20 protein-coding genes and 1 riboswitch are annotated in these 21,078 nt (G+C 71.2%); of the genes, 11 read left to right on the top strand and 9 right to left on the bottom strand.

What is annotated here, in order from left to right; translation table 11 throughout:
• Positions 1-53 precede the first annotated feature (53 nt).
• From CG740_RS04025 to CG740_RS04015, 3 genes are all read left to right on the top strand, one after another.
• Positions 54-716 (top strand): NAD(P)H-binding protein, encoded by a 663-nt coding sequence (locus tag CG740_RS04025; protein WP_100573446.1) that lies wholly within the window; start codon positions 54-56, stop codon positions 714-716.
• 212 nt (positions 717-928) lie between these two features.
• Positions 929-1,108: riboswitch (cobalamin riboswitch) on the top strand.
• Positions 1,109-1,152: 44 nt separating this feature from the next.
• Positions 1,153-2,958 (top strand): ribonucleoside triphosphate reductase, encoded by a 1,806-nt coding sequence (locus CG740_RS04020; protein ID WP_234376032.1) that lies wholly within the window; start codon positions 1,153-1,155, stop codon positions 2,956-2,958.
• Entirely contained in the window at positions 2,955-3,566 is a 612-nt protein-coding gene (locus tag CG740_RS04015; protein ID WP_199846315.1) for an anaerobic ribonucleoside-triphosphate reductase activating protein, read from the top strand. Before CG740_RS04020 ends, CG740_RS04015 begins: the two co-directional genes overlap by 4 nt.
• Here the strand turns inward: CG740_RS04015 and CG740_RS04010 are convergent.
• Complete coding sequence (locus tag CG740_RS04010; RefSeq protein ID WP_100573444.1) at positions 3,543-5,006, bottom strand: short-chain fatty acyl-CoA regulator family protein; 1,464 nt, start codon at positions 5,004-5,006, stop codon at positions 3,543-3,545. The two genes, CG740_RS04015 and CG740_RS04010, sit on opposite strands and share 24 nt — an antisense overlap.
• 378 nt (positions 5,007-5,384) lie before the next feature.
• Between CG740_RS04010 and aceA the strand changes: the two genes are divergently transcribed.
• Together aceA and aceB are read left to right on the top strand one after the other, a co-directional pair.
• Positions 5,385-6,674 carry an isocitrate lyase gene (gene aceA, locus CG740_RS04005; RefSeq protein WP_100573443.1) on the top strand — a complete coding sequence of 430 codons (1,290 nt, stop codon included), beginning with the start codon at positions 5,385-5,387 and terminating at the stop codon, positions 6,672-6,674.
• A 113-nt stretch (positions 6,675-6,787) separates the two neighbouring features.
• Positions 6,788-8,380 carry a malate synthase A gene (gene aceB, locus CG740_RS04000; RefSeq protein ID WP_100573442.1) on the top strand — a complete coding sequence of 531 codons (1,593 nt, stop codon included), beginning with the start codon at positions 6,788-6,790 and terminating at the stop codon, positions 8,378-8,380.
• A 287-nt stretch (positions 8,381-8,667) separates the two neighbouring features.
• Here aceB and CG740_RS03995 read toward each other — a convergent pair whose 3' ends face one another.
• Both CG740_RS03995 and CG740_RS03990 read right to left on the bottom strand, forming a co-directional pair.
• Positions 8,668-9,537: an MBL fold metallo-hydrolase gene (locus CG740_RS03995; protein WP_100573441.1), complete on the bottom strand. Its 870-nt coding sequence runs from the start codon at positions 9,535-9,537 to the stop codon at positions 8,668-8,670.
• A gap of 170 nt (positions 9,538-9,707) precedes the next feature.
• Positions 9,708-11,648, bottom strand: a complete 1,941-nt coding sequence (locus CG740_RS03990; RefSeq protein WP_100573440.1) for a hypothetical protein — start codon at positions 11,646-11,648, stop codon at positions 9,708-9,710.
• Positions 11,649-12,176: 528 nt separating this feature from the next.
• Between CG740_RS03990 and CG740_RS03985 the strand changes: the two genes are divergently transcribed.
• Complete coding sequence (locus CG740_RS03985; protein ID WP_100573439.1) at positions 12,177-12,365, top strand: hypothetical protein; 189 nt, start codon at positions 12,177-12,179, stop codon at positions 12,363-12,365.
• Positions 12,366-12,743: 378 nt separating this feature from the next.
• On the opposite strand, the gene CG740_RS03980 is transcribed toward CG740_RS03985, so the two are convergent.
• Entirely contained in the window at positions 12,744-12,917 is a 174-nt protein-coding gene (locus tag CG740_RS03980) for a CsbD family protein (RefSeq protein WP_100573672.1), read from the bottom strand.
• 238 nt (positions 12,918-13,155) lie between these two features.
• On the opposite strand from CG740_RS03980, the gene CG740_RS03975 reads away from it, so the two are divergent.
• The gene (locus tag CG740_RS03975) at positions 13,156-13,317 is read left to right on the top strand and encodes a hydrophobic protein (protein ID WP_100573438.1); all 162 of its coding nucleotides are present in this window, start codon (positions 13,156-13,158) and stop codon (positions 13,315-13,317) included.
• A gap of 204 nt (positions 13,318-13,521) precedes the next feature.
• Here the strand turns inward: CG740_RS03975 and CG740_RS03970 are convergent, their stop codons facing one another.
• Positions 13,522-14,379 (bottom strand): SigB/SigF/SigG family RNA polymerase sigma factor, encoded by an 858-nt coding sequence (locus tag CG740_RS03970; protein WP_100573437.1) that lies wholly within the window; start codon positions 14,377-14,379, stop codon positions 13,522-13,524.
• 317 nt (positions 14,380-14,696) lie between these two features.
• On the opposite strand from CG740_RS03970, the gene CG740_RS39540 reads away from it, so the two are divergent.
• Together CG740_RS39540 and CG740_RS03965 are read left to right on the top strand one after the other, a co-directional pair.
• Positions 14,697-14,861: a hypothetical protein gene (locus CG740_RS39540; protein WP_159030221.1), complete on the top strand. Its 165-nt coding sequence runs from the start codon at positions 14,697-14,699 to the stop codon at positions 14,859-14,861.
• Positions 14,858-15,823: an SMP-30/gluconolactonase/LRE family protein gene (locus tag CG740_RS03965; protein ID WP_199846314.1), complete on the top strand. Its 966-nt coding sequence runs from the start codon at positions 14,858-14,860 to the stop codon at positions 15,821-15,823. Before CG740_RS39540 ends, CG740_RS03965 begins: the two co-directional genes overlap by 4 nt.
• 24 nt (positions 15,824-15,847) lie before the next feature.
• Here CG740_RS03965 and CG740_RS03960 read toward each other — a convergent pair whose 3' ends face one another.
• From CG740_RS03960 to CG740_RS03950, 3 genes are all read right to left on the bottom strand, one after another.
• Entirely contained in the window at positions 15,848-17,011 is a 1,164-nt protein-coding gene (locus CG740_RS03960) for an oxygenase MpaB family protein (RefSeq protein WP_100573435.1), read from the bottom strand.
• Positions 17,012-17,096: 85 nt separating this feature from the next.
• Positions 17,097-18,149, bottom strand: coding sequence for a polyprenyl synthetase family protein (locus tag CG740_RS03955; protein WP_100573434.1), 1,053 nt, complete (start codon positions 18,147-18,149; stop codon positions 17,097-17,099).
• Complete coding sequence (locus tag CG740_RS03950; protein ID WP_100573433.1) at positions 18,142-18,417, bottom strand: polyprenyl synthetase; 276 nt, start codon at positions 18,415-18,417, stop codon at positions 18,142-18,144. The genes CG740_RS03955 and CG740_RS03950 overlap by 8 nt, the downstream gene beginning before the upstream one ends.
• A gap of 276 nt (positions 18,418-18,693) precedes the next feature.
• Here CG740_RS03950 and CG740_RS03945 point away from each other — a divergent pair, with 276 nt between their 5' ends.
• Positions 18,694-19,464, top strand: a complete 771-nt coding sequence (locus CG740_RS03945; protein WP_199846313.1) for a maleylpyruvate isomerase N-terminal domain-containing protein — start codon at positions 18,694-18,696, stop codon at positions 19,462-19,464.
• A gap of 9 nt (positions 19,465-19,473) precedes the next feature.
• On the opposite strand, the gene CG740_RS03940 is transcribed toward CG740_RS03945, so the two are convergent.
• Positions 19,474-19,968: a cupin domain-containing protein gene (locus CG740_RS03940; RefSeq protein WP_100573432.1), complete on the bottom strand. Its 495-nt coding sequence runs from the start codon at positions 19,966-19,968 to the stop codon at positions 19,474-19,476.
• A gap of 80 nt (positions 19,969-20,048) precedes the next feature.
• Between CG740_RS03940 and CG740_RS03935 the strand changes: the two genes are divergently transcribed.
• Entirely contained in the window at positions 20,049-20,900 is an 852-nt protein-coding gene (locus CG740_RS03935; RefSeq protein ID WP_100573431.1) for a LysR family transcriptional regulator, read from the top strand.
• The last annotated feature ends 178 nt before the right edge of the window (positions 20,901-21,078 follow it).

Genomic DNA, 21,078 nt, shown 5'->3' with positions numbered 1-21,078 from the left:
GAGGATCGGTGATTTCCCGGCGCGGTCCGGGCCGGGCGCCTAGGGTCGGTGACATGCGCATTGTTATCGCTGGTGGTCATGGTCAGATCGCACTGCGGCTCGCACGGCTGCTGCACGCACGCGGAGACGACGTCGCGGGGATCATCCGCAAAGCGGGGCAGGCAGGCGATCTACTGACGGCGGGTGCCGAGCCCGTCGTGTGCGACCTGGAGTCGGTGTCCCTCGATGAACTCGCCCCGCACCTGGCGGGCGCGGACGCGGCCGTGTTCGCGGCCGGCGCCGGGCCGGGCAGCGGAGTGGCCCGCAAGGACACCGTGGACCGGGCGGCGTGTGCCCTGTTCGCGGACGCGGCGGAGGCCGCCGGGGTGCGGCGCTTCATCGTCGTGTCCGCGCTGGGCGCCCGGAACGCGCCCGCGCCCCGTGGTTCCGATTCCGTATTCGCCGCCTACCTGTACGCCAAGGCCGCGGCCGACGCGGACGTCCAGGCACGGGCCGGGCTCGACTGGACGATCCTGCGCCCGGGCCAGCTCACCAACGGGCCGGGCACGGGCCTGGTCACCCTCGCCGAGTCCACCGGGGGCGGGGCCATCACCCGCGACGACGTCGCCTCCGTCCTGGCCGCCCTGCTCCATGAGCCCGGCACGGCGGGGCAGACCCTGGAGCTGATCGGCGGCAGCGTTCCGGTGGACAAGGCGGTCGCCTCGCTCATCGCCTGACCCACGCGCAAGCGCTCGGCGGTCGGCGGTCGGCGGTCGGCGGTCGGCGGTCGGCGGTCGGCGGTCGGCGGTCGGCCGACCCTGACGCGCGACGGGCGGTACCTGTCCTGTCACCGCCGCCCGCCGGGACCGAAGTCCCTTCCCCATGGCCCGACATACGGGACCAAGGTCACACAACATCTTGTGTCGGCATATCGCCTCCCATCACAGATGTAGTGTTTCGTTCTGCCGGTTCGACGGCTGCGGCTGATGCCGTTCGTCGAGGCAAGAGGGAACCCGGTGGGAATCCGGGACTGCCCCGCAACGGTGAGTGGGAACGACGGCCGGGTGCGTACGCATCCGCACTCGTACGAACCCGCGAGTCCGATACCTGCCGGCGCACATCCGCGCGTACTCACGCCCGGAGAACGTTCCGACGCCTCGTGGGAGGGCCGACGTGACTGTTGTCGACGCCGTCGATTCCGTGACCGAATATCTGGACCGCAGCGACTGGCGGGTCAACGCCAATGCCAATCAGGGCTATTCGCTCGGCGGCCTGATCCTCAACACCGCGGGAAAGGTCATCGCCAACTACTGGCTGGACCAGGTGTATCCGGAGGCGGTCGGGCGCGCCCATCGCGAAGGCGACCTCCACATCCACGATCTCGACATGCTCGCGGGCTACTGCGCGGGCTGGTCGCTGCGCACTCTGCTCACCGAGGGGTTCAACGGGGTGCCCGGCCAGATCGACTCGGGGCCACCGCGCCACTTCTCCGCCGCGGCCGGCCAGGTCGTGAACTTCCTCGGCACGCTCCAGAACGAGTGGGCCGGCGCCCAGGCCTTCAGCTCGTTCGACACGTACATGGCTCCGTTCGTCCGCAAGGACGCCATGACGTACGACGAGGTCCGGCAGTGTGTCCAGGAGATGGTGCACAACCTGAACGTGCCCTCGCGCTGGGGCACCCAGACTCCGTTCACCAACCTCACCTTCGACTGGACCTGCCCGGCCGATCTGCGTGCGGAGGTGCCCGTGATCGGCGGTGTGGAAATGGACTTCCGCTACGGGGACCTCCAGGCCGAGATGGACCTGATCAACCGCGCGTACATCGAGGTGATGGCCGAAGGCGACGCCGGCGGGCGGGTGTTCACCTTTCCCATCCCCACCTACAACATCACCCGGGACTTCCCCTGGGAGAGCGAGAACGCCGAGCGGCTGTTCGCGATGACGGCGAAGTACGGGCTGCCGTACTTCCAGAACTTCATCAACTCCGACCTCCAGCCGAACCAGATCCGTTCCATGTGCTGTCGGCTCCAGCTGAACCTGACCGAGCTGCTCAAACGCGGCAACGGACTGTTCGGCAGCGCCGAGCAGACGGGCTCCCTCGGCGTCGTCACCGTCAACTGCGCCCGGCTGGGCCATGTCCACGCCGGTGACGAGGACGGCCTGTTCACCGCGCTCGACCGACTCCTCGAACTCGCCCGAACCAGCCTGGAGATCAAGCGCGTCACCGTCCAGGACCTGATCGACGGCGGGCTCTACCCGTACACCAGGCGCTACCTCGGCACGCTGCGCAACCACTTCTCCACCATCGGCGTGAACGGGATCAACGAGATGATCCGGAACTTCACGTACGACACCCACGACATCACCACCCCCGCGGGACACGCCCTGGCCGTGCGGCTGCTCGACCATGTGCGGGCCAGGATGGTCGAGTTCCAGGAGCAGACCGGCCACCTGTACAACCTGGAGGCGACCCCGGCGGAGGGAACGACGTACCGGTTCGCGAAGGAGGACCGCAGGCGCTTCCCCGGCATCCTCCAGGCCGGTTCGGACGCGCACCCCTACTACACCAACTCCTCGCAGCTGCCGGTCGGTTGGACCGACGATCCGTTCACGGCGCTGGAGATGCAGGACGAGTTGCAGGGCAAGTACACCGGCGGCACGGTGCTCCACCTGTACATGTCGGAGCGCATCTCCACCGGGGAGGCCTGCCGCAGCCTCGTGCGCCGCTCCCTCGAACGGTTCTCGCTGCCGTACCTGACGGTGACGCCGACCTTCTCGATCTGCCCCGCGCACGGATACCTGGCGGGCGAGCACGTCAACTGCCCCCGGTGTGACGCCCTGTGCGAGGTATGGACGCGCGTCATGGGCTATCACCGCCCGGTCGCCTCCTTCAACATCGGCAAGAAGGGCGAGCACGCCGAGCGGGTCCACTTCCGCGAGAGTGCGCGTCCCCGCGAAGGTGCGGGGACGACGGCGTGATACGGATCGGCGGCTGGTCGCGGCTCTCCAGCTGTGACTGGCCGGGCCACCTGGTCACCACCGTCTTCTGCCAGGGCTGTCCGTGGCGGTGCGGATACTGCCACAACCCCGCACTCCTGCCGCCCCGTTCACCGGCCGTCGTCTCCTGGCAGACGGTGACGGCCCATCTCGGCCGCCGCCGCGGGCTCCTGGACGGCATCGTCCTGTCGGGCGGCGAACCCCTCCTCCAGGCGGGGCTGGCCGACGCGCTGCGCGAGGCGAGGGCGCTCGGCTTCGAGACCGGCCTGCACACCGGCGGCGCCTACCCGCGCCGCTTCGATCGGCTCCTCTCGGAGGGCCTGCTCGACTGGGTGGGCTTCGACGTGAAGGCCGCGCCTGCCGCGTACGACAGGGTCACGGGCGTCGCCAACAGCGCGGCCCCGGCCGCCCGCAGCCTGCGCCTGCTCCTCGACGCCGGGATCCCGCACCAGATCCGCACCACGGTCGACCCGGCGCTGCTCGACGGGGCGGACGTGGTGGAGCTGGAGCGGTGGGTGCTGCGGCAGGGCGTGCGGGGTCATGTCACGACACCGGCGAGAGCCATGTCACCTGCTGCGGACGGACGTTGAGCCGTCGGCCGCCGACGCGTCCGCCACCGGTTGCGCGTCCGTCACCGGGTAGGGAATGAACGTGCTGCTGTTCTCGTCGATGGCCAGGCGCCGGTCCAGGGGCGGTACGGCGCGTTGGGGGCAGTCGGTGCGTTCGCACAGGCGGCAGCCCATACCGATGGGGACGGCCGCGGAGGTGTTGTCCAGGTCGAGCCCGTCGGAGTACACCAGCCGTGCGGCGTGCCGGAGTTCGCAGCCGAGGCCGATGGAGAAGGTCTTGCCCGGCTCGCCCCAGCCGCCCCGGTGCCGGGTGACCGCCCGCGCGGTCCACAGGTAGCGCCGGCCGTCCGGCATCGCGGCGACCTGGACGTGGATGCGGCCGGGGGCGGCGAAGGCCTCGTACACGTTCCACAGCGGGCAGGTGCCTCCCGCCCGGGAGAAGTGGAAGGCGGTGGCGGACTGGCGCTTGGACATGTTGCCGGCCCGGTCGACCCGGACGAAGGAGAAGGGCACCCCGCGCAGCCGCGGGCGCTGCAAGGTGCTGAGGCGGTGGCAGATCGTCTCGTAGCCGAGCCCGAACCGGTCGGTGAGGCGCTCGATGTCGTAGCGGGATTCCTCGGCAGCCGCGTGGAAGCGCCGGTAGGGCAGGATCAGCGCCGCAGCGAAGTAGTTGGCGATGCCGATGCGGGCGAGCGGCCATGCGGCGGATGACTCGTCGAAGTCCTCCGACGCCAGTGCCGACATCCCCTCCGCGTGCTCCAGCAGGGCGAGTTGAGTCGCCATCCGGAACGCCTGCTGGCCCGGGCGCAGCCGGCCGGAGAGGTGCAGCACGCGAGCGTTGGCGTCGTACTGGTGCAGGAGCCGCTCGGAGTCCGTGGCCGTGGTCGTCCTCACCCCGTGCCGTTCACCGAGGCGTGCGGAGAGCGCGCGCAGGACTTCCCCGGGCCGTACGCCGGCTTCCGCCGCCAGGTCCTCGGCCGCGAGGTCGATGTCGTGCAGGTAGTTCTGCCGACGGTAGAAGAACTCGCGGATCTCCTCGTGCGGGGAACGCGGCTGGGCCGCCGTACGGGGCCCCCGGCCCTCCGCCACCGCGGCGAGCTGCTCGGTCAAGTGCTGGTTGCGGCGGCCCAGTTCGACCAGGACCGCGGCGACGGCGGGCATGCGCGCGGCCAGGTCCGAGAGGTCCGACGCGGACACCCGGCCCAGGGAGACCTCGCCGGTGAGGGCGTCCCGCAGGTCGGCGACCAAACGGCTGGTGTCGCGCTCCGAGAAGAACCCCGGATCGACCCCGAAGGCCTCGGTCAGCCGCAGCAGTACGGGAACGGTCAGTGGCCGCGAGTCGTGCTCCATCTGGTTCAGATAGCTCGGCGAGATGGCGAGCGTGCGGGCCAGGTCGGCCTGGCTCATCCGCCGGTCCTCGCGCAGTCGGCGCAGCCGCGCCCCCGCATACGTCTTGCTCACCCGTGGCTCCCGTGTGGTGGCGATCGTCTGCACTGTCCGTGATCGTAGTCGCCCCGACGCCGTTCACGGAGTTGGCAACGTTGGCAAAGCGCGAGGGAAAGATACGCAGAACTTGGCATCTTCCCCTGCTTGTTGGCACCGAGTGCCAGTGTCAGAGTCGTAACGCGGCCCGCCGGACCCCGTCGGCCGAAGCGGAACCGGGACACCGATTCAGGCCCTGACCTCGGGAATCCCCGCCCTCTTCGGCCAGCTCCGCACCATTGCTCGGATTGCCGGCAGGGGGAACGACGGGCCGCGATCTCACCACCACGAAGGCACCCAGTGCCGCGTGTTGGCACCGTTCACGAAGCACGGTTCACGATCCACCGGGAGACGGTCATGGCACAGGCACACAGGACGACAGCGGCGGCCGCGGAACTGGCGCGGCGGTGGGCGAGCGACCCGCGCTGGAAGGGCATCGAGCGTACCTACACCGCCGAGGACGTGGTGCGGCTCTCCGGCAGCGTCCGCGAGGAGGCCACCCTCGCCCGGCGCGGGGCCGAACGGCTGTGGCGCCAGCTGCATGAACAGGACTACGTCCACGCGCTCGGCGCACTCACCGGCGGCCAGGCCGTGCAGCAGGTGAAGGCCGGCCTCCAGGCGATCTACCTGTCCGGCTGGCAGGTGGCCGCCGACGCCAATCAGGCCGGGCACACCTACCCCGACCAGAGCCTCTACCCCGCCAACTCCGTTCCCCAGGTGGTGCGTCGGATCAACAACGCGCTGCTGCGCGCCGACCAGATCGCCACCGCAGAGGGCGGCACCGACACCACCGACTGGCTCGCCCCCATCGTCGCCGACGCCGAGGCCGGGTTCGGCGGTCCCCTCAACGCCTTCGAGCTGACCAAGGCGATGATCACGGCCGGCGCCGCCGGAATCCACTACGAGGACCAGCTCGCCTCCGAGAAGAAGTGCGGCCATCTCGGCGGCAAGGTGCTCGTCCCCACCTCCCAGCACATCCGCACCCTCAACGCGGCACGCCTCGCCGCCGACATCGCCGACGTGCCCACCCTGATCGTGGCCCGCACCGACGCGTTGGCGGCCAACCTGCTCACCAGCGACGTGGACGAGCGCGACGCACGGTTCGTGACCGGCGAGCGCACCGCGGAGGGCTTCTACCGGGTGCGGGGCGGGATGGCCCCCGTCATCGCCCGCGGCCTCGCCTACGCCCCGTACGCCGACCTCATCTGGGTCGAGACCGGCACTCCCGACCTCGCGCAGGCCCGCGAGTTCGCCGAGGCCATCCACGCGGAGCACCCGGACCGGATGCTGGCCTACAACTGCTCGCCCTCCTTCAACTGGAAGGCGTCGCTGGACGACGACCAGATCGCGAAGTTCCAGCGCGAGCTGGGCTCCATGGGCTACCGCTTCCAGTTCATCACCCTGGCCGGCTTCCACTCCCTCAACCACGGGATGTTCGACCTGGCCCGCGGCTACGCCGAGCACGGCATGACCGCCTACGTCGATCTCCAGGAGCGGGAGTTCGCCGCCCAGGAGCACGGCTTCACCGCGGTGAAGCACCAGCGCGAGGTCGGCACCGGCTACTTCGACCAGGTCTCCACGGCCATCAACCCGGCCTCCTCCACCACAGCTCTGACGGGCTCCACCGAGGAGGAGCAGTTCCACTAGGAGGCGCGCGCCGCCCTCCGCCCGCTCCACGAACCGCCGTGCCCGTGCCCGAGGGCGGGGGGCCGCACGACCGTCGCCGCCCGGCCCCCGCCCCTCCCGCTGAGGAGCCCCGCATGACCATCTCCGCCCCGACCGTCCGTGCCCGGGTCCTCGGTGCTCCGGGACACCGGCACGACGAGATCCTCACGCCCGAGGCCCTGGAGTTCGTCGGCCTCCTCGTGGACGAGTTCGGCGACCGCCGCCTCCACGTCCTCAGGGAACGCGAGCGGGTGGCATCCCGGCTGGCCTCGGGATCCCCGTTCGGCTTCTCCGTCGCCACGGCCGGCATCCGCGCGGACGAGTCCTGGCGGGTGGCACCGCCCGCGCCGGGTCTGACCGACCGCCGGGTGGAGATCACCGGTCAGCCGGAGCGCGGCATGGCGGTCAACGCCCTCACCTCGGGCGCCCAGGTGTGGATCGCGGACTTCGCGGACGCCACCGCACCCACCTGGGACAACATCGTGGGCGGCCAGCTCACTCTGCTCGACGCGATCGAGCGCCGCATCGACTTCAGCACTGCCGAGGGCAAGCACTACCGGCTCGGCGAGCAGCTCGCCACCATCGCCGTGCGGCCCAGGGGCTGGCACCTCACCGAAGCGCATCTGGAGTTCGACGGCCGCCCCGCGCCCGCCTCCCTCGTCGACTTCGGGCTGTACTTCTTCCACTGCGCCCGGCGTCAGATCGACGCCGGGCACGGGCCGTACTTCTCGCTGCCGAAGTTGCAGAGCCGTGACGAGGCCCGGCTGTGGAACGACATCTTCGTCTTCGCCCAGGATCGTCTCGGCATTCCCCGCGGCACCGTCCGCGCGACCGTCCTGATCGAGACGATCACGGCGGCAGTCGCCATGGAGGAGATCCTCTACGAGCTGCGCGAGCACAGCGCGGGGCTGGGCATGGGCCGCCGGGACTACCTCTTCAGCCTGATCAAGACCTTCGGCCACCGCACCGACTTCCTGCTGCCGGACCGGGCCCAGGTCACCATGACCGCCCCCTTCATGCGGGCCTGCGCCGAACTGCTGGTGCACACCTGCCACAAGCGGGGCGCCCACGCCATCGGCGGTACGGCCGCCCAGGTGCCCAGCAAGGACACGGGGACCCACGGGGCGGCACTCGCCAAGGTCCGGCTCGACAAGGAACGTGAGGCGGAGGACGGTTTCGACGGTTCCCGGGTCGCCCATCCGGCACTCGTACCGGTCTGTCGCGAGGTCTTCGACGAGGTGCTCGGTTCCCGCCCGCACCAACTCGAACGCACCCGTGACGACGTCGAGGTCACAGCCGCGCAGCTCGTCTCCGTACGCCGTATCAGCGCCCCGCCCACGGCCGAGGGGGTCCGCACCAACGTGGCGGTCGCCCTGCGCTACTTCGCCGTCTGGTTGGACGGTCGCGGGGCGGTGGCCATCGACGGGCTGATGGAGGACGCCGCCGCTGCCGAGATCGCGCGGGTGCAGATATGGCAGTGGCTGCGGCACCGGGTGATCGAGCGATCTGCGGTCGAGCGGCTGGTGGAACACGAACTCGGCCTGCTGGGCTCGGAGTTCCCCCCTTCTGCCGTCGACTCCGTTCGCGGACTCTTCGAACGCACGGCGCTGTCACGGGAGTTGCCGGAGTTCTTCACCACCGACGCCTACACCCGTCACCTCGTACACCGCCCCGAAGGACGGTCATGACCGCGGTCATCAGCCGGAGCGGAGTGGTCGGCCCCGGCCGGATCGCAGTGGCCGGTAGCCGCCGGATGGGCGCCGGATCGCCGCAGTACGCACCCGCGCCGCTCTGGACACCGCGGTGTGCGAGGCCCGTCGTGGGACTGCGGGTCCCCCTGTACGACCGGGGCTGAGGGGCCCCGGTCGGCCGCCGGGCAGAGGGCCGGCGGCCGCTGTGGAGCGGGGTGTGGCACGGATGGGGAGATCGGTGCCACACCCCACCACGCGCCTCGCTCGCCCCGCGATCCCCGTCGTCACCAACGCACGGCGGTGAAGTCGACCGGCCGGGACTCCAGCAGTGCGGCGCGTTCCGTCAGCGCCCGCAGCCGCCGGGACATCTCGGCGGCCGGCAGCCGGTGGCGGTCGCCGTGGCCCGGCAGCACCCAGGCGAAGCGGAGCCGCCCGGCGGTCCTGGCCAGGGAGGCCGCCTGCTCCTCGATGGAGTACCAGGTGACGCTGTCCGCCACCTCCAGGTCCCCGGCGGCACGTGACCAGTAGAAGCTGTCACCGCTGAAGCAGTACGTGTCGTCCGCGAGGTAGAGCACGCTCCCGCGGGTGTGGCCGGGCAGTGGATGGACCGTGACCCCGTCCGCGATCTCCATCGGATCGAGGCCCCTCACGACCCGGTCGGCGTCCGGAGCCGCGTCAAGGTCCCCTTCGTGGATCCACAGCCGGGCACCGAAGCGGTCGGCGTAACGGCGACCATGTGCGGCGTGGTCCCGGTGCGTCAGCAGAACGTCGGTCACCGGCCCCAACGCCTGGTACCGCGTGGCGAGTTCGGCGCTCCAGCGCGGGGTGTCGATCATCATCACGGTGCCGGAGGGCCGCAGCAGGAGGTAGGAGTTGGCCGCGGCGGTGTGCCGGGAGTTGTGCCCGCAGATCCACAGTCCGTCGTCCAGCTCCATCGGGAACGGGTCGAGACTCCGGTCCACCCGCCCCGACCTGAGGCGGATCGAGCGGGTCGGGCAGGCGAAGACGGCGGCGTGCAGACGCCGCCTCTCGGCCGTGTCGCCGGGCGCGCGCAGGATCTGCGACTTCCCGTCGGCCTCACCGATCAGTTCGGGCGCGAACTGGCGGGCGACATCGCAGTTGGTGCAACGGTCGTCCACGTACCAGTCGTCCATGGCGGTGCTCCTTCGACAGCGGGGCGGGCTGGACCCTGGCCGCCGTCGCGTCAACTCCCCTTCCCGGCCTACGAGTTGCGGTGGCGGCACAACCCAGTATTCACACCGGCCGCCCCTCGCGCACATGGCTGTCCACTTGCCCTTCGGGCCGGATGCTGCTCGCCGTGGCCTCAGTGGACGGCGCCGAGCGTCCTTCCGGTGCTGAGCACTCCGCTGATGTCGGCCGACCGCCCCGGGGGCGCCTTGACGGCGAGTGTCGTGCCGGTGCCGTCCGCCCGCACCTGGCCCGTCACGGTGATCCGGGTGACGGCACGGCTTCCGGCGGCGAGGAGGTACGGGGTGCCCGAGGGCGCGCTCCAGCGGGCGTCGGCCAGGAGGTGCTGGTTGAAGCGACTGCAGTACGAGGTGTCGCGCGCGTCGGCGATCAGCGTGCCGGGTTCGCGTGCCGCCGTGGTGGGCGGCTGGAACCGTACGACGGCCCGACCGGGGCCGTTCCAGGTGTCGGCCCGGGAGCACAGCCACTCCGCCTGGCCGGCGTTCTCCGGCAGTTGCTGTTCGGCGAACACCCAGTTGTTGACCGCCCGTACGCCACCCCCGGCCGCGGACCGCAACGTACAGGCCGCGTGGGACCAGCTCACCAACGCTGCCGAACTGGTCGCTTCGCGTGGCTGACGGGCCGGGGCGCCGCTGCCGGGTGGCGGCGTGTAGGTGAGGTGGACGGGCGACGGATCGCCGAGGTCGGTGAGCAGGAAGGCGTGCTTCTCGGCGATGCGCTCGGACGAACGCAGTTGCAGGACCGGCCAGTTGGTGCACGGCCCGGCGAGGTCGGGGCGGGCCACCGCGTCGCTGACTCCGTCGTCCCCCACGTGCAGCGGGCGGGCCGGACTGTCGGGTGCGAGCAGGTCGCGCGTGGTCGACTCGGCGACCCAGGGGGCGAACAGGAAGCGGGTCCGGTGCTCGGTCCGGACGAGGACCAGCGCGGCGGCCGTGGTGACATCGGCGTTGTCGGCGCGCGAGAAGGTCAGTTCGGCCGGGTGTCCGGCGGTTTCCGCGTAGCGCACGATCCGCTCGGCGTCGTGGAACAGGACCACGTCGATGTCGTCCACCTGTCCCGCGTACAGGAGTTGGGGCGGTGCGGACGTGGGGCCCGTCCCGGTCCTGGGCGCGGCCGATACGCGGACGTCCGCGCCCGGCCGTGCCCAGGCGCGCAGCGCGCGGCCCAGCAGCGCCCGGTCCTCGACGAGGCTGCCGCGCGCGGGCCAGACGGTGAAGTCGATGCGCGAACTCGACTGCCAGGCCGCACCCGGGGCACGCCCCAGGGACGCCGGATCGACCATCGCGACTCCGGCGCCGGAGCGGCCGGTGAGATCGGGCGACACCGGGTCCTTGCCGCTCTGGCCCACGGTCAGCACCACCGCGACCAGGAGGGCGCCGGCCGCCCCCCAGCGCCGCCAATGGCGACGGCGCAGCAGGTCCGTGGGCCGGGCCTGCACCGTGCACGGGTCGAATTCGACGGAGCCGAGCAGCAGCCCCGCCCGGGTGCCGTCCTGCGGCCCGAGCGCCTCGGCGGCGCGCAGGACGGCCTCCGGGTCCGGAACTCCGGCCGCCGCCAGGAGTTCGACGGCGGTGTGCGGGGCGTACCCCTCCAGGTGCTGGAGCACGAAGGCCGCCCGCACCCCGGCGGGTACGGTCGCCAACTGCTGCTCCAGGGCCAGTTCGTCGGCGCCACCGATCCGGGGCGTCAGCCTCAGCCCCCACACGGCGGGCAGCGCCGGCCGCACGGCCCGGCGCCAGCGGGCGGCGCCGCCCTCGTACGACAGGGCGGCGCTCACCACGCGCCGCACGATCCAGTCGAGGGCCGGGGTGTCCCGGTCGTCGCGCGGCGCGGGCACCCGCCCCTGCTTGATCGGCGCGGGGCGGGCGGGCAGCGCGTTCTGTACCACGCCGTGGGCGGCGAGCACGCGCCGATGGCGACCGAGCCGAGGCGGAAGGATGAGGTAGGCCAGCCGGACGAGCCGGGGGTAGTGCTCGACGAGCGTCGCCTCCGCCTGGCCGAGCGCGGGCACCGGACCGACAGGACGGGGATGACGCTCGCGTTGTGGGGCTGGCATGGTGGAACACCTTCTCCGGGGCGGACGTTGTGGCCTTTGCCCTTCAAACGAGCGAATCGGATGACAGTCACACCGCCAGCGCCTCCAGGGGGCGCGCAGGTGCGTTCCGGGCGCCGGACGCGCCCGGCGTATCCTCCCGGGCCGGTCGCTCGTTTCCCCCTCCATGGAAGAGTGCGCTCATCGGATCAAAGGCCCGCGCCCGGCGAAGCGTCGTCCCGTCCCGCCGAAGGAGGCAGCTGCCGGCTCCCCGCGAGGCGAGAGGCCGCCACCTGCGGACACGCGCGGGCAGCACGGACCGGGTGCGGCGGAGGTGGGCTTCAACCGGTGGGGCACGGTGATCTTCTGACGTCCGGGCCGGGGCTCCGAACAGCATCCCGGGCCTGCGTCACGCCTGCCGCTCGGCAGGCGTCCCGGCCCGGCGGCCGCGGGCTAACCACGGCGGCGCCGGATTCACCCGAATAGCGTCCTGGACAGGCGTGGGGCTCCTGGGGATGGTGCTGTGGAGTGCTCCCCTGTAGGAGGACTGCCATGTACGAAATGCACGTCGGCACGGCCGTTACCGGCACCCGCCGGGTGTGGCACGTCGTCGCCCACGACCAGCGCGCCACCTTGTGCGGCCAGCCCCTCGAACCCGTCGAAGACACCCAGACCGATCACCACTGTCTGCCCTGCATGACGGCCTTCCAGCGCCTCATGCAAGCTGTCGAGCCCGCCTGACGCCAGTCGGTCGGCATCGAGGGCTCGTTCGCCCTCCGGAGGCGTGATGGACTCCCTCTGCCTGACATGTTCATCAAAGAATTCGGCGAGGCCGGAGCCGGCGAGGTCGTCCACCGCGATCTTCACCTTGTTCGTCCTTTTCCAGGTCACCTGGGGTCGCAGGGGCCGTCTCGCGTTGGCTCTGCGCCGGCCTTACCGGGTGGCGTAGGCGGCTGCCGCCCCCTGCCACCCCGCCTCGCCCCGTACCGCCGAGGACGACCGCATCCGGGGTGCCGCCACGGATGCGACTACGGCGACGGGACGAAAACGGGTGCGGGCCGACCGGATCTTCCGGTCGGCCCGCACCCGCATCCTGACCGCGTCGGTCAGCGCACTCGGTCAGTGCTTGAAGACGTCCTTGATCTTTTCCTTGGCCTGGCGGGCGTCGCCCTTGGCCTGCTCACCGCGGCCCTCGGCCTCAAGGCGCTCGTTACCGACGGCACGGCCGGCGGCCTCCTTGACCTTGCCCTTGGCCTGCTCGACCTTCGACTTGCCCTTTTCCTCACCGGACACGACAACCACTCCCACGAATCGACGCCAAACTGCGACAGCAGTACTCCTCGCCGCATTCGGCCGATCCAAACCGCAGGGGCCCGAAGGATGTCCGCCGCCTTCTTCAAGGGTACGGGATTGCGCCAGAATTCCGGACGGTCAGGCGATTCGGGTGCTTGAGCCAGGGAATATGTATCAAGCCGATTCGAGTGCGTGACGGGTGCCTTTCGGGCACACGGTGGACTGGAGGTCGATAGCCATGGTTCCCCTTCTTCTCGTGCTGCTGCTCGCGCTGATCCTTTTCGGCGCGGGCTTTGCCCTCAAGATTCTCTGGTGGGTGGCCATCGTGGTCCTGGTGGTGTGGCTCGTCGGCTTCGTCGCCCGCCCCCGGGGCGGCAGCGGCCGCTGGTACCGCTGGTAGCCGAACCACCCGACGGCAGGGGCCGGACCCTTCGACGGGTCCGGCCCCTGCTGTGTGCCGACACACGAGAACCAAAGTCGACGAACACGAGACGAGCGCGAAAAGACGAACACGAAAAAAAGCCGACAGGAAGAATCAGCTCTGCGCTTGATTCGGAACCCGGTCGGCTCTATTTCTTTTCTTCTGTTCCGTACGTACGGACCCTCAGGCAGTGGCGGGTGTGGCGGTCTCGAACATTCCGGCGCGGAGCTTGGCGACGGTACGCGAAAGCAGTCGGGAAACCTGCATCTGGGAAACTCCCAGCTCTTCGCCGATCTGGCTCTGCGTCAGTTCCTCACCGAATCGCAGCTGGAGCAACAGACGCTCCCGGTCGGAGAGTTCGGCCATCAGCGGGGCGAGGCTCTGGAAATTCTCCACCAGATCCATCGCGGGGTCCTCGGCGCCGATGAAGTCCGCCAGGGCCGCCTCCCCGCTCTCCTCGTCGCCCGAGAGTGCGGCGTCCAGGGAGGCCGAGTTGTAGCCGTTGGCCGCCATCTGGGCCTCGACGACCTCGTCCTCGCTCAGATCCATGAGGGCGGCGAGTTCCTTGACGGTGGGCGAGCGGTCGAGGCGGCTTTCGAGCTCCTCGCGGGCCCGGGCCAGCTCGCTACGACGCTCCTGAAGGCGTCGCGGGACATGCACGGCCCAGGTGGTGTCGCGGAAGAAGCGCTTCATCTCGCCGACGATGTAGGGCACCGCGAAGGTCGCGAACTCCGTCTCACGAGAGAGCTCGAACCGGTCGATCGCCTTGATCAGGCCGATCATGCCGACCTGGACCACGTCCTCCATCTCGTCCGCGAAGTTGCGGAAGCGACGGGCGGCGAACCGCACGAGGGACATGTTCATCTCGATCAGGGTGTTGCGCGCGTACTGGTATTCGGCCGTGCCCTCCTCAAGCACCGCGAGGCGCTCGAAGAACTGCCGGGACAGCGCCCGCGCATCACGAGGGGCCACGCGGGCCGGGTCCTCGATCACCGGAAGCGCCGACACCTCGTGTCCGGTCTCCGGCTCAGCGGTCCTCATCGTCGCAGTCGCTACGGCAGTCACAGCCACTCCCCTCCTCGTCCCCCGTACAAATAACATTCGTTTCGCGTCTGCCCCGAACTCACGGATCCATTCGCCACGACTTGGATCCGATTCCCGGCGGCCCCGTCAGGGCCGTCCCCGCCACACCGCGACGGGGTCCGCGTGGCCTCGCGACGGGTTTTTCGGGGCCGGGAGCGGTCACCCGTGCCGACGGCCCGTACGCGGGAAGACCCCCGGACGTCCCACGGCGGGCGGAGACCCGCGACGATACGAGCGCGAAGCCCGGTGACCTGTCCGCGATGAGAAGGGCTGCCATGCCGAATCCCACCGTAACCGTCCCGACCGTACCCGTCCCCATCGTCCTTCCGGCGCACTTCCCGGCCGCTCCGGTCGCGCTCCTCGGCGCGGCCGTCGCCCCGCTCCCCTGCGTGGAGCCGGAGCATCTGCTTCGGTCCCGCCCGGGCAGGGACGGCGCATGAGCCGCCGACGCCACGGTCCCACCCCCATGCCGCGGCTGCACCGCATCGAGCTCGACGGCACGGGCCCCGAGGACGTCGTCTTCGATCACGCCGGACGAGTGCTCGCCGGCCTGGGCGACGGCCGCCTCCTGCGGATCGACCTGCCCGAGCGTCCCGGCGGTCGCCCCCGGGTGGTGGAGGTCGGCCGTACCGGGGGGCGACCGCTCGGGCTCGACGTCCTCACCGACGGGAGGCTGCTGGTGTGCGACGCGCAACGGGGACTGCTCCGGCTCGACCCCGACGGCACACCCGGGCTGGACGTGCTGGCCGACTCCGTGGCCGGACAACCGCTGCGGTTCTGCAGCAACGCGTCGGCGGCCGCCGACGGCACCGTCTACTTCACGGTGTCCAGTCGGCGGTACGGGCTTGCCGACTGGCCCAGCGACATCGTGGAGCACCGTCCGACGGGCCTGCTCGCGCGCCTGGCTCCGGGCGGCGAGCCCGAAGTGCTGCTCGACGGGCTCCAGTTCGCGAACGGTGTGGCTCTCGCACCCGACGAGTCGTTCGTCGTAGTGGCCGAGACCGGTGCGCGCAGGCTCACGCGCTATTGGCTGACCGGCCCCGAGGCGGGCCGCCACGACACGTTCGCACCGGACCTGCCGGGCTTCCCGGACAACATGTCCCGCAGCCCGGGCGGCGGGTTCTGGGTAGCGCTCGCCGGACCGCCCACCCCGCCCCTCGACTGGCTGCACCGGACCGCTCCCCCGGTGCGCCGGGCGGCGGCCGCCGCGCTCCGGCTGCTACCGCCCCTGCCCGCGCACGCCGCCGCTGTCGTGGAGGTCGACGGCCAAGGTCGCGGGTTGCGTCAACTGGCCGACACCGAGCGGCAGTTCCGCATGGCTACAGGAGTGGCCGAGCACGCCGGGCGCCTGGTTCTGGGCAGCCTGGTGGAGGACGCGATCGCCTGGTGCGACATCCGGTGAGCGACCGCGAGCCCATCGGCCCGTTCAGGGAGCGACGGTGGCGGGCGGCGGCGTCCACCGGTGCGTGCGGGGCACCGATCCGTCGACGCCGAAGTCCTTCTTGAGCTGCTCCGGAATGGCGTAGTGCATGACGCGGCCACGGGTGAGCGAGGACAGTTCGAGGACGGCGGTGAGGTGGCCGAGGCGGTCGAGCGCCCAGGCCCCGAGCGGGGAGCGGTCCTCGATCGTCTCCAGTACGCCCAGGAGGTGCGGCACGGCCTTGACCACGGTGTCCCAGCGGGTGCGCGGCACCTGGAGCCAGTCGGCGCAGGTGTCGCCGACGAGGTGGCGGATGAGCGCGGAGACGATCGGGTCGAAGAAGGTGCCGGGCACGATCTCCTCATAGAGGTCGATGAGCTGCCGGGTCAGCTCGGCGCCCTCCTCGGAGGGCGCCATGTGCCGCACCATGTACAGATCGAGGAACTCCCGTGCCTCGTCGAGGGACTTGGGGACGGCGCCCTGGTCGATGCCGAGCATCGCGCCGACCACACGCCAGGCGTAGTAGTACGCCTCGGCGCCTTCCGTGGACATGTGGATGCCGAGCCGGTGCAGGCTGTCCAGGACGAGCAGCGAGAAGAACATCTGCCCGCCGATCATGTCCTCCTGGGGGATCGGCGTGCCGAGCGCCTCCGTGTCCCAGCGGTTCTCGCGTTCGAGGTGGTGGCGGATGGAGGCGTGCAGGAGGCGGACCTTCTGGGCTGCGGGGATGAACCGGCTGCCCGCCTCGAAGGCGTCGGGCCGCATCAGGTAGACGGTGAACTGGCCCGTCTCCGCCATGCGTTTGGAGGGGTACTTGAGGCCGTGGGTGGCCGACAGGAGCTTCGCCACCTGCGGGACGACGTAGCAGGCCGGCATGGATGCGAAGGACAGGGCGGTCGAGATGTGCACGTTGTTGTCGACGAAGAACAGCCGGGCCCGCTCCATCTCGCCCCAGTCCACCCAGGCCGGCGGCGTGCTGGTGACCCGCAGATACTCCCGCGCCACGTCGGGCAGCCCGTCCGGCAGGGGCGCTCCGACGGTGGAGACGTACCGCATCAGGGTGTTGAACTTGCCCACCTCTCCCCTCTCGAAGAGCGTGGCCACGGTGGCGTCGGCGAGCTCGTCACCGGCCTGCCGCAGGGCGTCCATCGATGCCTCGGTGTACGTCATGGCAGATCTCCTCGTCCTTCAGGGTCGTCGACGGCGGGTGGGGTAAGTCCTCGGGGCGGCACGCACGGATTTGCCGCGGGGGGGGTCAGGACAGACGGATGGCGGCGGAGCGTGCCAGTGCGCTCAGGGCAGCGGTGGCGGGCGCCGGCGCGTTCAGGGTGTCCAGCACGGTGAGGGCCTCGTCGACGCGCTCGCCGATCATCACCTCGATGCGGTCGGGGGCCTTGAGGTCCCGCATCACCGCACGGACCTCGGCCAGCCCTTCCTCGTCCAGATCGCGGCGGCCGAGCAGTGCGGCGAGGCGCTCCCGGTCACGGTCGTCGGCCAGGCGCCAGGTCTCGGCCAGCAGAGCGGTGGGCCGGTGGCCGCGCACATCGTCGGTGTTGGCCTTGCCCGTGCGCGCCGGGTCGCCGAACAGGCCGAGCAGATCGTCCCGCAGCTGGAAGGCCTCGCCCAACGGCAGCCCGTACGCGGAGTAGCCCTGTCGCAGCCGCTCGCCGGCCCCGGCCAGGGCGGCACCGATCAACAGGGGCTGTTCGACGGTGTACTTGGCGGTCTTGTACCGGATCACCTTCAGCGAGGCGGAGGTGTCCGGAGGGGTGCCGGTGCGCAGGATCTCCAGGCACTCGCCCGCGATCAGGTCCCGGGCGAGCAGCGACCACAGCGGGCGGGCCCGCGCCAGATAGGCGGCGGGCAGGCCGCTGGTGGCGAAGAGCTGCCCGGCCAGCGACATCAGCAGGTCGCCGACCAGCATCGCCAGTGATCTCGCGGCCGCGACGGCTCGTGGCCGCCGGCGCACGGCTCCCCGCAACGCGATGTGTGCCGTGGGGCGGCCGTGCCGCAACGGACTGTCGTCGATGAGGTCGTCGTGGACGACGGCTGCGGCATGGACCAGTTCCATGGCTGCCGCCGCCCGCACCAGCGCGTCGCTGTCGGGCTGCCCCACCGCGCGCCAGCCCCAGTAGCAGAACGCCGAGCGCAGCCGTTTGCCGTCGGCGACCGCCGCCTCCAACTGGCCTGCCACCGGCGCGAGTAGGGGGTCGACGGCCGACAGCTGCTCGGCCTCCGCGGCCACGAACTGGCGCAGCACCTCGTCGACGCGGGCCTTGAACGCGGCCGGATCCCACCGCTCAGACATCGCCGGCCCGCCGAGCCAGAGCGTGTTGGGCGAGCACCTCCAGATGGGCCGGCGGTACGGCCGCGTACCGGTCCCTCACCAGGCGGCCGCGTGCCAGCAGTTCGTTCTCGGCGTCCGCCGCCAGGTCGGCGGCGTCCGAGCGGCGCAGCAGCCCCCGCACGACTCCCAGGGCCGAGCCCAGGGTGCTCACCGCCAGATCGGCGAGGCCCGCCGCGCATAAGAGCGCGTGTTCCTCCAGGCCCCCACGTCGTCCCGCTTCCCCTGTCATGGCTTCCCCTCACCCACGGCACAGCCGGATCACCCGCGGCACGGACGGAAGACGCCCGTCATATGCCATCCCTTCCAGAATCGCGAGGCACCAGGTACTCGGCCGGAGGAACTCACGATCGGGTGAAGACATCGCGCGTACGTACGGGCCGATCGCCGGCCGGTCGCCCTGGCCCCGGCCCGGGGTGCGGGCGGCGGTCGTGAGGTCCGTCAGCCGACCGGGCGTCGTTCGGGCCGACCGGTTTGGCGGGGTGCCGGTTCGGGATACCCGTGGCACGTGATTCCCTCCCACGTCGATGACGCCCTGCCCGAGCTCGCTCCCTTCCTCCACGAGGTGCGGGCCCACCGGCCCGACGACGGCACCTGGTGCGAGGCGTGGACGGTACGGGACGTGCTGGCCCACCAGACGGGCAATGCCGAGGAACTGACCCGGGTCCTCCAGGCGTTTCTCTCGGGCGCGCCGGTGGAGACGCGGGGCTTCGAACGGGAGGACCCCTACCGGCGGATGTCCGACTCCGACCTCTGGGCGGCGTTCATGAGCGGTTGCGAGCGGCTCGCCGAGGTCGCGGCGGCAGCCGAACGCGATCTGTCGCCCGACACCGAGATCATGTGGACGGGTCGCTCGGTGAACGCGCCGTTCTTCGCGGAACACATGCGGGAGGAGCTGATCCTGCACCGCTGGGACCTGAGCGGCGACGACCGCACGGCGGTGCAGGCGCTCACCGAGCCCTGGATGACCGAGCACAGCGTGGCGTCCGTGGGCCGGCCCTTGCTGGCCAAGGGCAGCAAGGGCCTCGATCTGGGGCCCGACGGCAGGATCGAGGGGCGGCTGCGCTCCCCCGGCACCGACGATGTCGTCGTGACCGCCGACGCCGAGGGCACCGGCATTCGGCTGGCCCCGCCCGAAGGGACCGCCACCATCGAGAGCGACGCCGCCACCCGGGTCCTGCTGCTGTGGGGGCGCCGGCCGGCCGACCCGTCACGGTGGCGCAGCTCGGCGGGGCCGGAGGAGCTGCGCAGGGTCCGGACCCTGCTGAGCGGTTACTGAGCCCCGTCCTCAGCCGAAGTCGGCGGCGGGCTCCGTGGCGTACCGGCTCATCGTTCGGATCGTCGCCTCGGGGGTCACCGCCTGACCGCCGGCGATCATGTCCTGGAGGTCCCGGAAATACTGGACGTACAGGTCCGGCGTGAACGTGCTGAGCATGACGGCCGGTTGACCGGTCACATTGGCGAAGGTGTGCGGGGCTCCGGGCGGGACCATCACGAGGGTGCCGGCGCAGGCGTCGTAGTCGCGGTCCCGGACGGTGAAGCGCACCGTGCCGGAGATGATGTAGAAGCCCTCGTCGTGCTGGGCGTGCCGGTGCTGCGGCGGGCCGGGGGTGTGCGGGGCGAGCACGGATTCGGCGATCCCGAGGCGGTGCCCGGTGTTGCTGCCGTCTTCGAGCAGGCGCAGCCGGGTGGTGCCCAGGACGATCGTCTCGCCGTCGTCCGGACCGACCACCAACACGGCGGGATCGGCGGGTAGTTCACTGTGCTGCGGTTCGTAGGTCATGCCCCGATTGCACTGCGCGGGCCCGGCGACCGTCCAAGACCCGTCTCGTGGCACCGATACCGGACGGGTATCGTCGCAGCATGGAGCTACGCACGCTGCGCTATTTCGTCGCGGTCGCCGAGGAACTCCATTTCGGCCGGGCCGCCCGGCGGCTGCACCTGAGCCAGCCGCCGCTGAGCCGCGCGATCAAGCAGTTGGAGACGGAACTCGGCGCCGCGCTGCTCGACCGCTCTCCGCAGGGGGTCGCCCTCACACCGGCGGGAGCGGTACTGCTCGACGAGGCCCGTGCCCTGCTCGGCCGGGCGGAGCGGACACGCCAGCGTGTGGCCGAGGCGGCCGGAGCCGTGACCCTCACCCTCGGCATCCTGGGTGACGGCGGTGACCCGCGCGCCAAACGGCTGGCCGACGCCTACCGACGGCAGCATCCACGCGTCGAAGTGCACGTGCGCGAGGCCGACTTGAGCGATCCGACGTGCGGGCTGCACGCCGGGGCGGTCGATGTCGCCCTGACCCGGGGGCCGTTCGACGAGACCGGCCTGACCGTCCACGGGCTCCGCGCCGACCGGGTGGGCGCCCTGCTTCGCGCCGACGATCCGCTGGCCGGTCAAGTCGCTCTATCCGTAGCCGACTTGACCGATCGTCGCTGGTTCGTCTTTCCGGAGGGCACCGACCCGCTCTGGCAGGATTACTGGAACGGCGGCCGGCCACGCGAGGGGCCCGAAGTACGAGCCGTCCAGGAGTGCCGCCAGGCCGTCCTCTGGAACGGCACCGTCGGACTGATGCCCCTGGACCACCCCGCGGGAGAGGGCCTGACGGTGGTGCCCCTGACCGACATGCCCCCGAGCCGTCTGGTGCTCGCCTGGCGTGAAAGTGCCTCCACCCCGCTCATCCACTCGCTCGCCCGGATCGCCACCGCCGTCTACGGGTCCTGACCGGACGGCGGCCGTCGACTGGCGCCACCTGCGGGGGCGCCACGGCAGATTGCCCGGAACGCAACCATTCGTTGCCGATCTGTGCATTGCGGACGTGGCAGCCCCTTGCGAAGACTCGGACTCGGCGCGTCCGCGGGCATCGGTGCACGGCCGAGCGACGCGCACCAGCGATCCGCAT

This window comes from Streptomyces sp. CB01201 (genome assembly GCF_002803085.1).
Classification (GTDB): domain Bacteria; phylum Actinomycetota; class Actinomycetes; order Streptomycetales; family Streptomycetaceae; genus Streptomyces; species Streptomyces hundungensis.
Note: the sequence above shows the minus strand (reverse complement) of the source record. Positions and strands in the feature narration are given on the sequence as shown.

What these genes read in the sequence shown, in the direction of transcription:
- CG740_RS04025 (WP_100573446.1), top strand. Translation starts at nt 54, where the DNA reads ATGCGCATTGTTATCGCTGGTGGTCATGGTCAGATCGCACTGCGGCTC.
- aceA (WP_100573443.1), top strand. Translation starts at nt 5,385, where the DNA reads ATGGCACAGGCACACAGGACGACAGCGGCGGCCGCGGAACTGGCGCGG.
- aceB (WP_100573442.1), top strand. Translation starts at nt 6,788, where the DNA reads ATGACCATCTCCGCCCCGACCGTCCGTGCCCGGGTCCTCGGTGCTCCG.
- CG740_RS03995 (WP_100573441.1), bottom strand. Translation starts at nt 9,537, where the DNA reads ATGGACGACTGGTACGTGGACGACCGTTGCACCAACTGCGATGTCGCC.
- CG740_RS03990 (WP_100573440.1), bottom strand. Translation starts at nt 11,648, where the DNA reads ATGCCAGCCCCACAACGCGAGCGTCATCCCCGTCCTGTCGGTCCGGTG.
- CG740_RS03985 (WP_100573439.1), top strand. Translation starts at nt 12,177, where the DNA reads ATGTACGAAATGCACGTCGGCACGGCCGTTACCGGCACCCGCCGGGTG.
- CG740_RS03975 (WP_100573438.1), top strand. Translation starts at nt 13,156, where the DNA reads ATGGTTCCCCTTCTTCTCGTGCTGCTGCTCGCGCTGATCCTTTTCGGC.
- CG740_RS03970 (WP_100573437.1), bottom strand. Translation starts at nt 14,379, where the DNA reads ATGAGGACCGCTGAGCCGGAGACCGGACACGAGGTGTCGGCGCTTCCG.
- CG740_RS39540 (WP_159030221.1), top strand. Translation starts at nt 14,697, where the DNA reads ATGCCGAATCCCACCGTAACCGTCCCGACCGTACCCGTCCCCATCGTC.
- CG740_RS03965 (WP_199846314.1), top strand. Translation starts at nt 14,858, where the DNA reads ATGAGCCGCCGACGCCACGGTCCCACCCCCATGCCGCGGCTGCACCGC.
- CG740_RS03960 (WP_100573435.1), bottom strand. Translation starts at nt 17,011, where the DNA reads ATGACGTACACCGAGGCATCGATGGACGCCCTGCGGCAGGCCGGTGAC.
- CG740_RS03955 (WP_100573434.1), bottom strand. Translation starts at nt 18,149, where the DNA reads ATGTCTGAGCGGTGGGATCCGGCCGCGTTCAAGGCCCGCGTCGACGAG.
- CG740_RS03950 (WP_100573433.1), bottom strand. Translation starts at nt 18,417, where the DNA reads ATGACAGGGGAAGCGGGACGACGTGGGGGCCTGGAGGAACACGCGCTC.
- CG740_RS03940 (WP_100573432.1), bottom strand. Translation starts at nt 19,968, where the DNA reads ATGACCTACGAACCGCAGCACAGTGAACTACCCGCCGATCCCGCCGTG.
- CG740_RS03935 (WP_100573431.1), top strand. Translation starts at nt 20,049, where the DNA reads ATGGAGCTACGCACGCTGCGCTATTTCGTCGCGGTCGCCGAGGAACTC.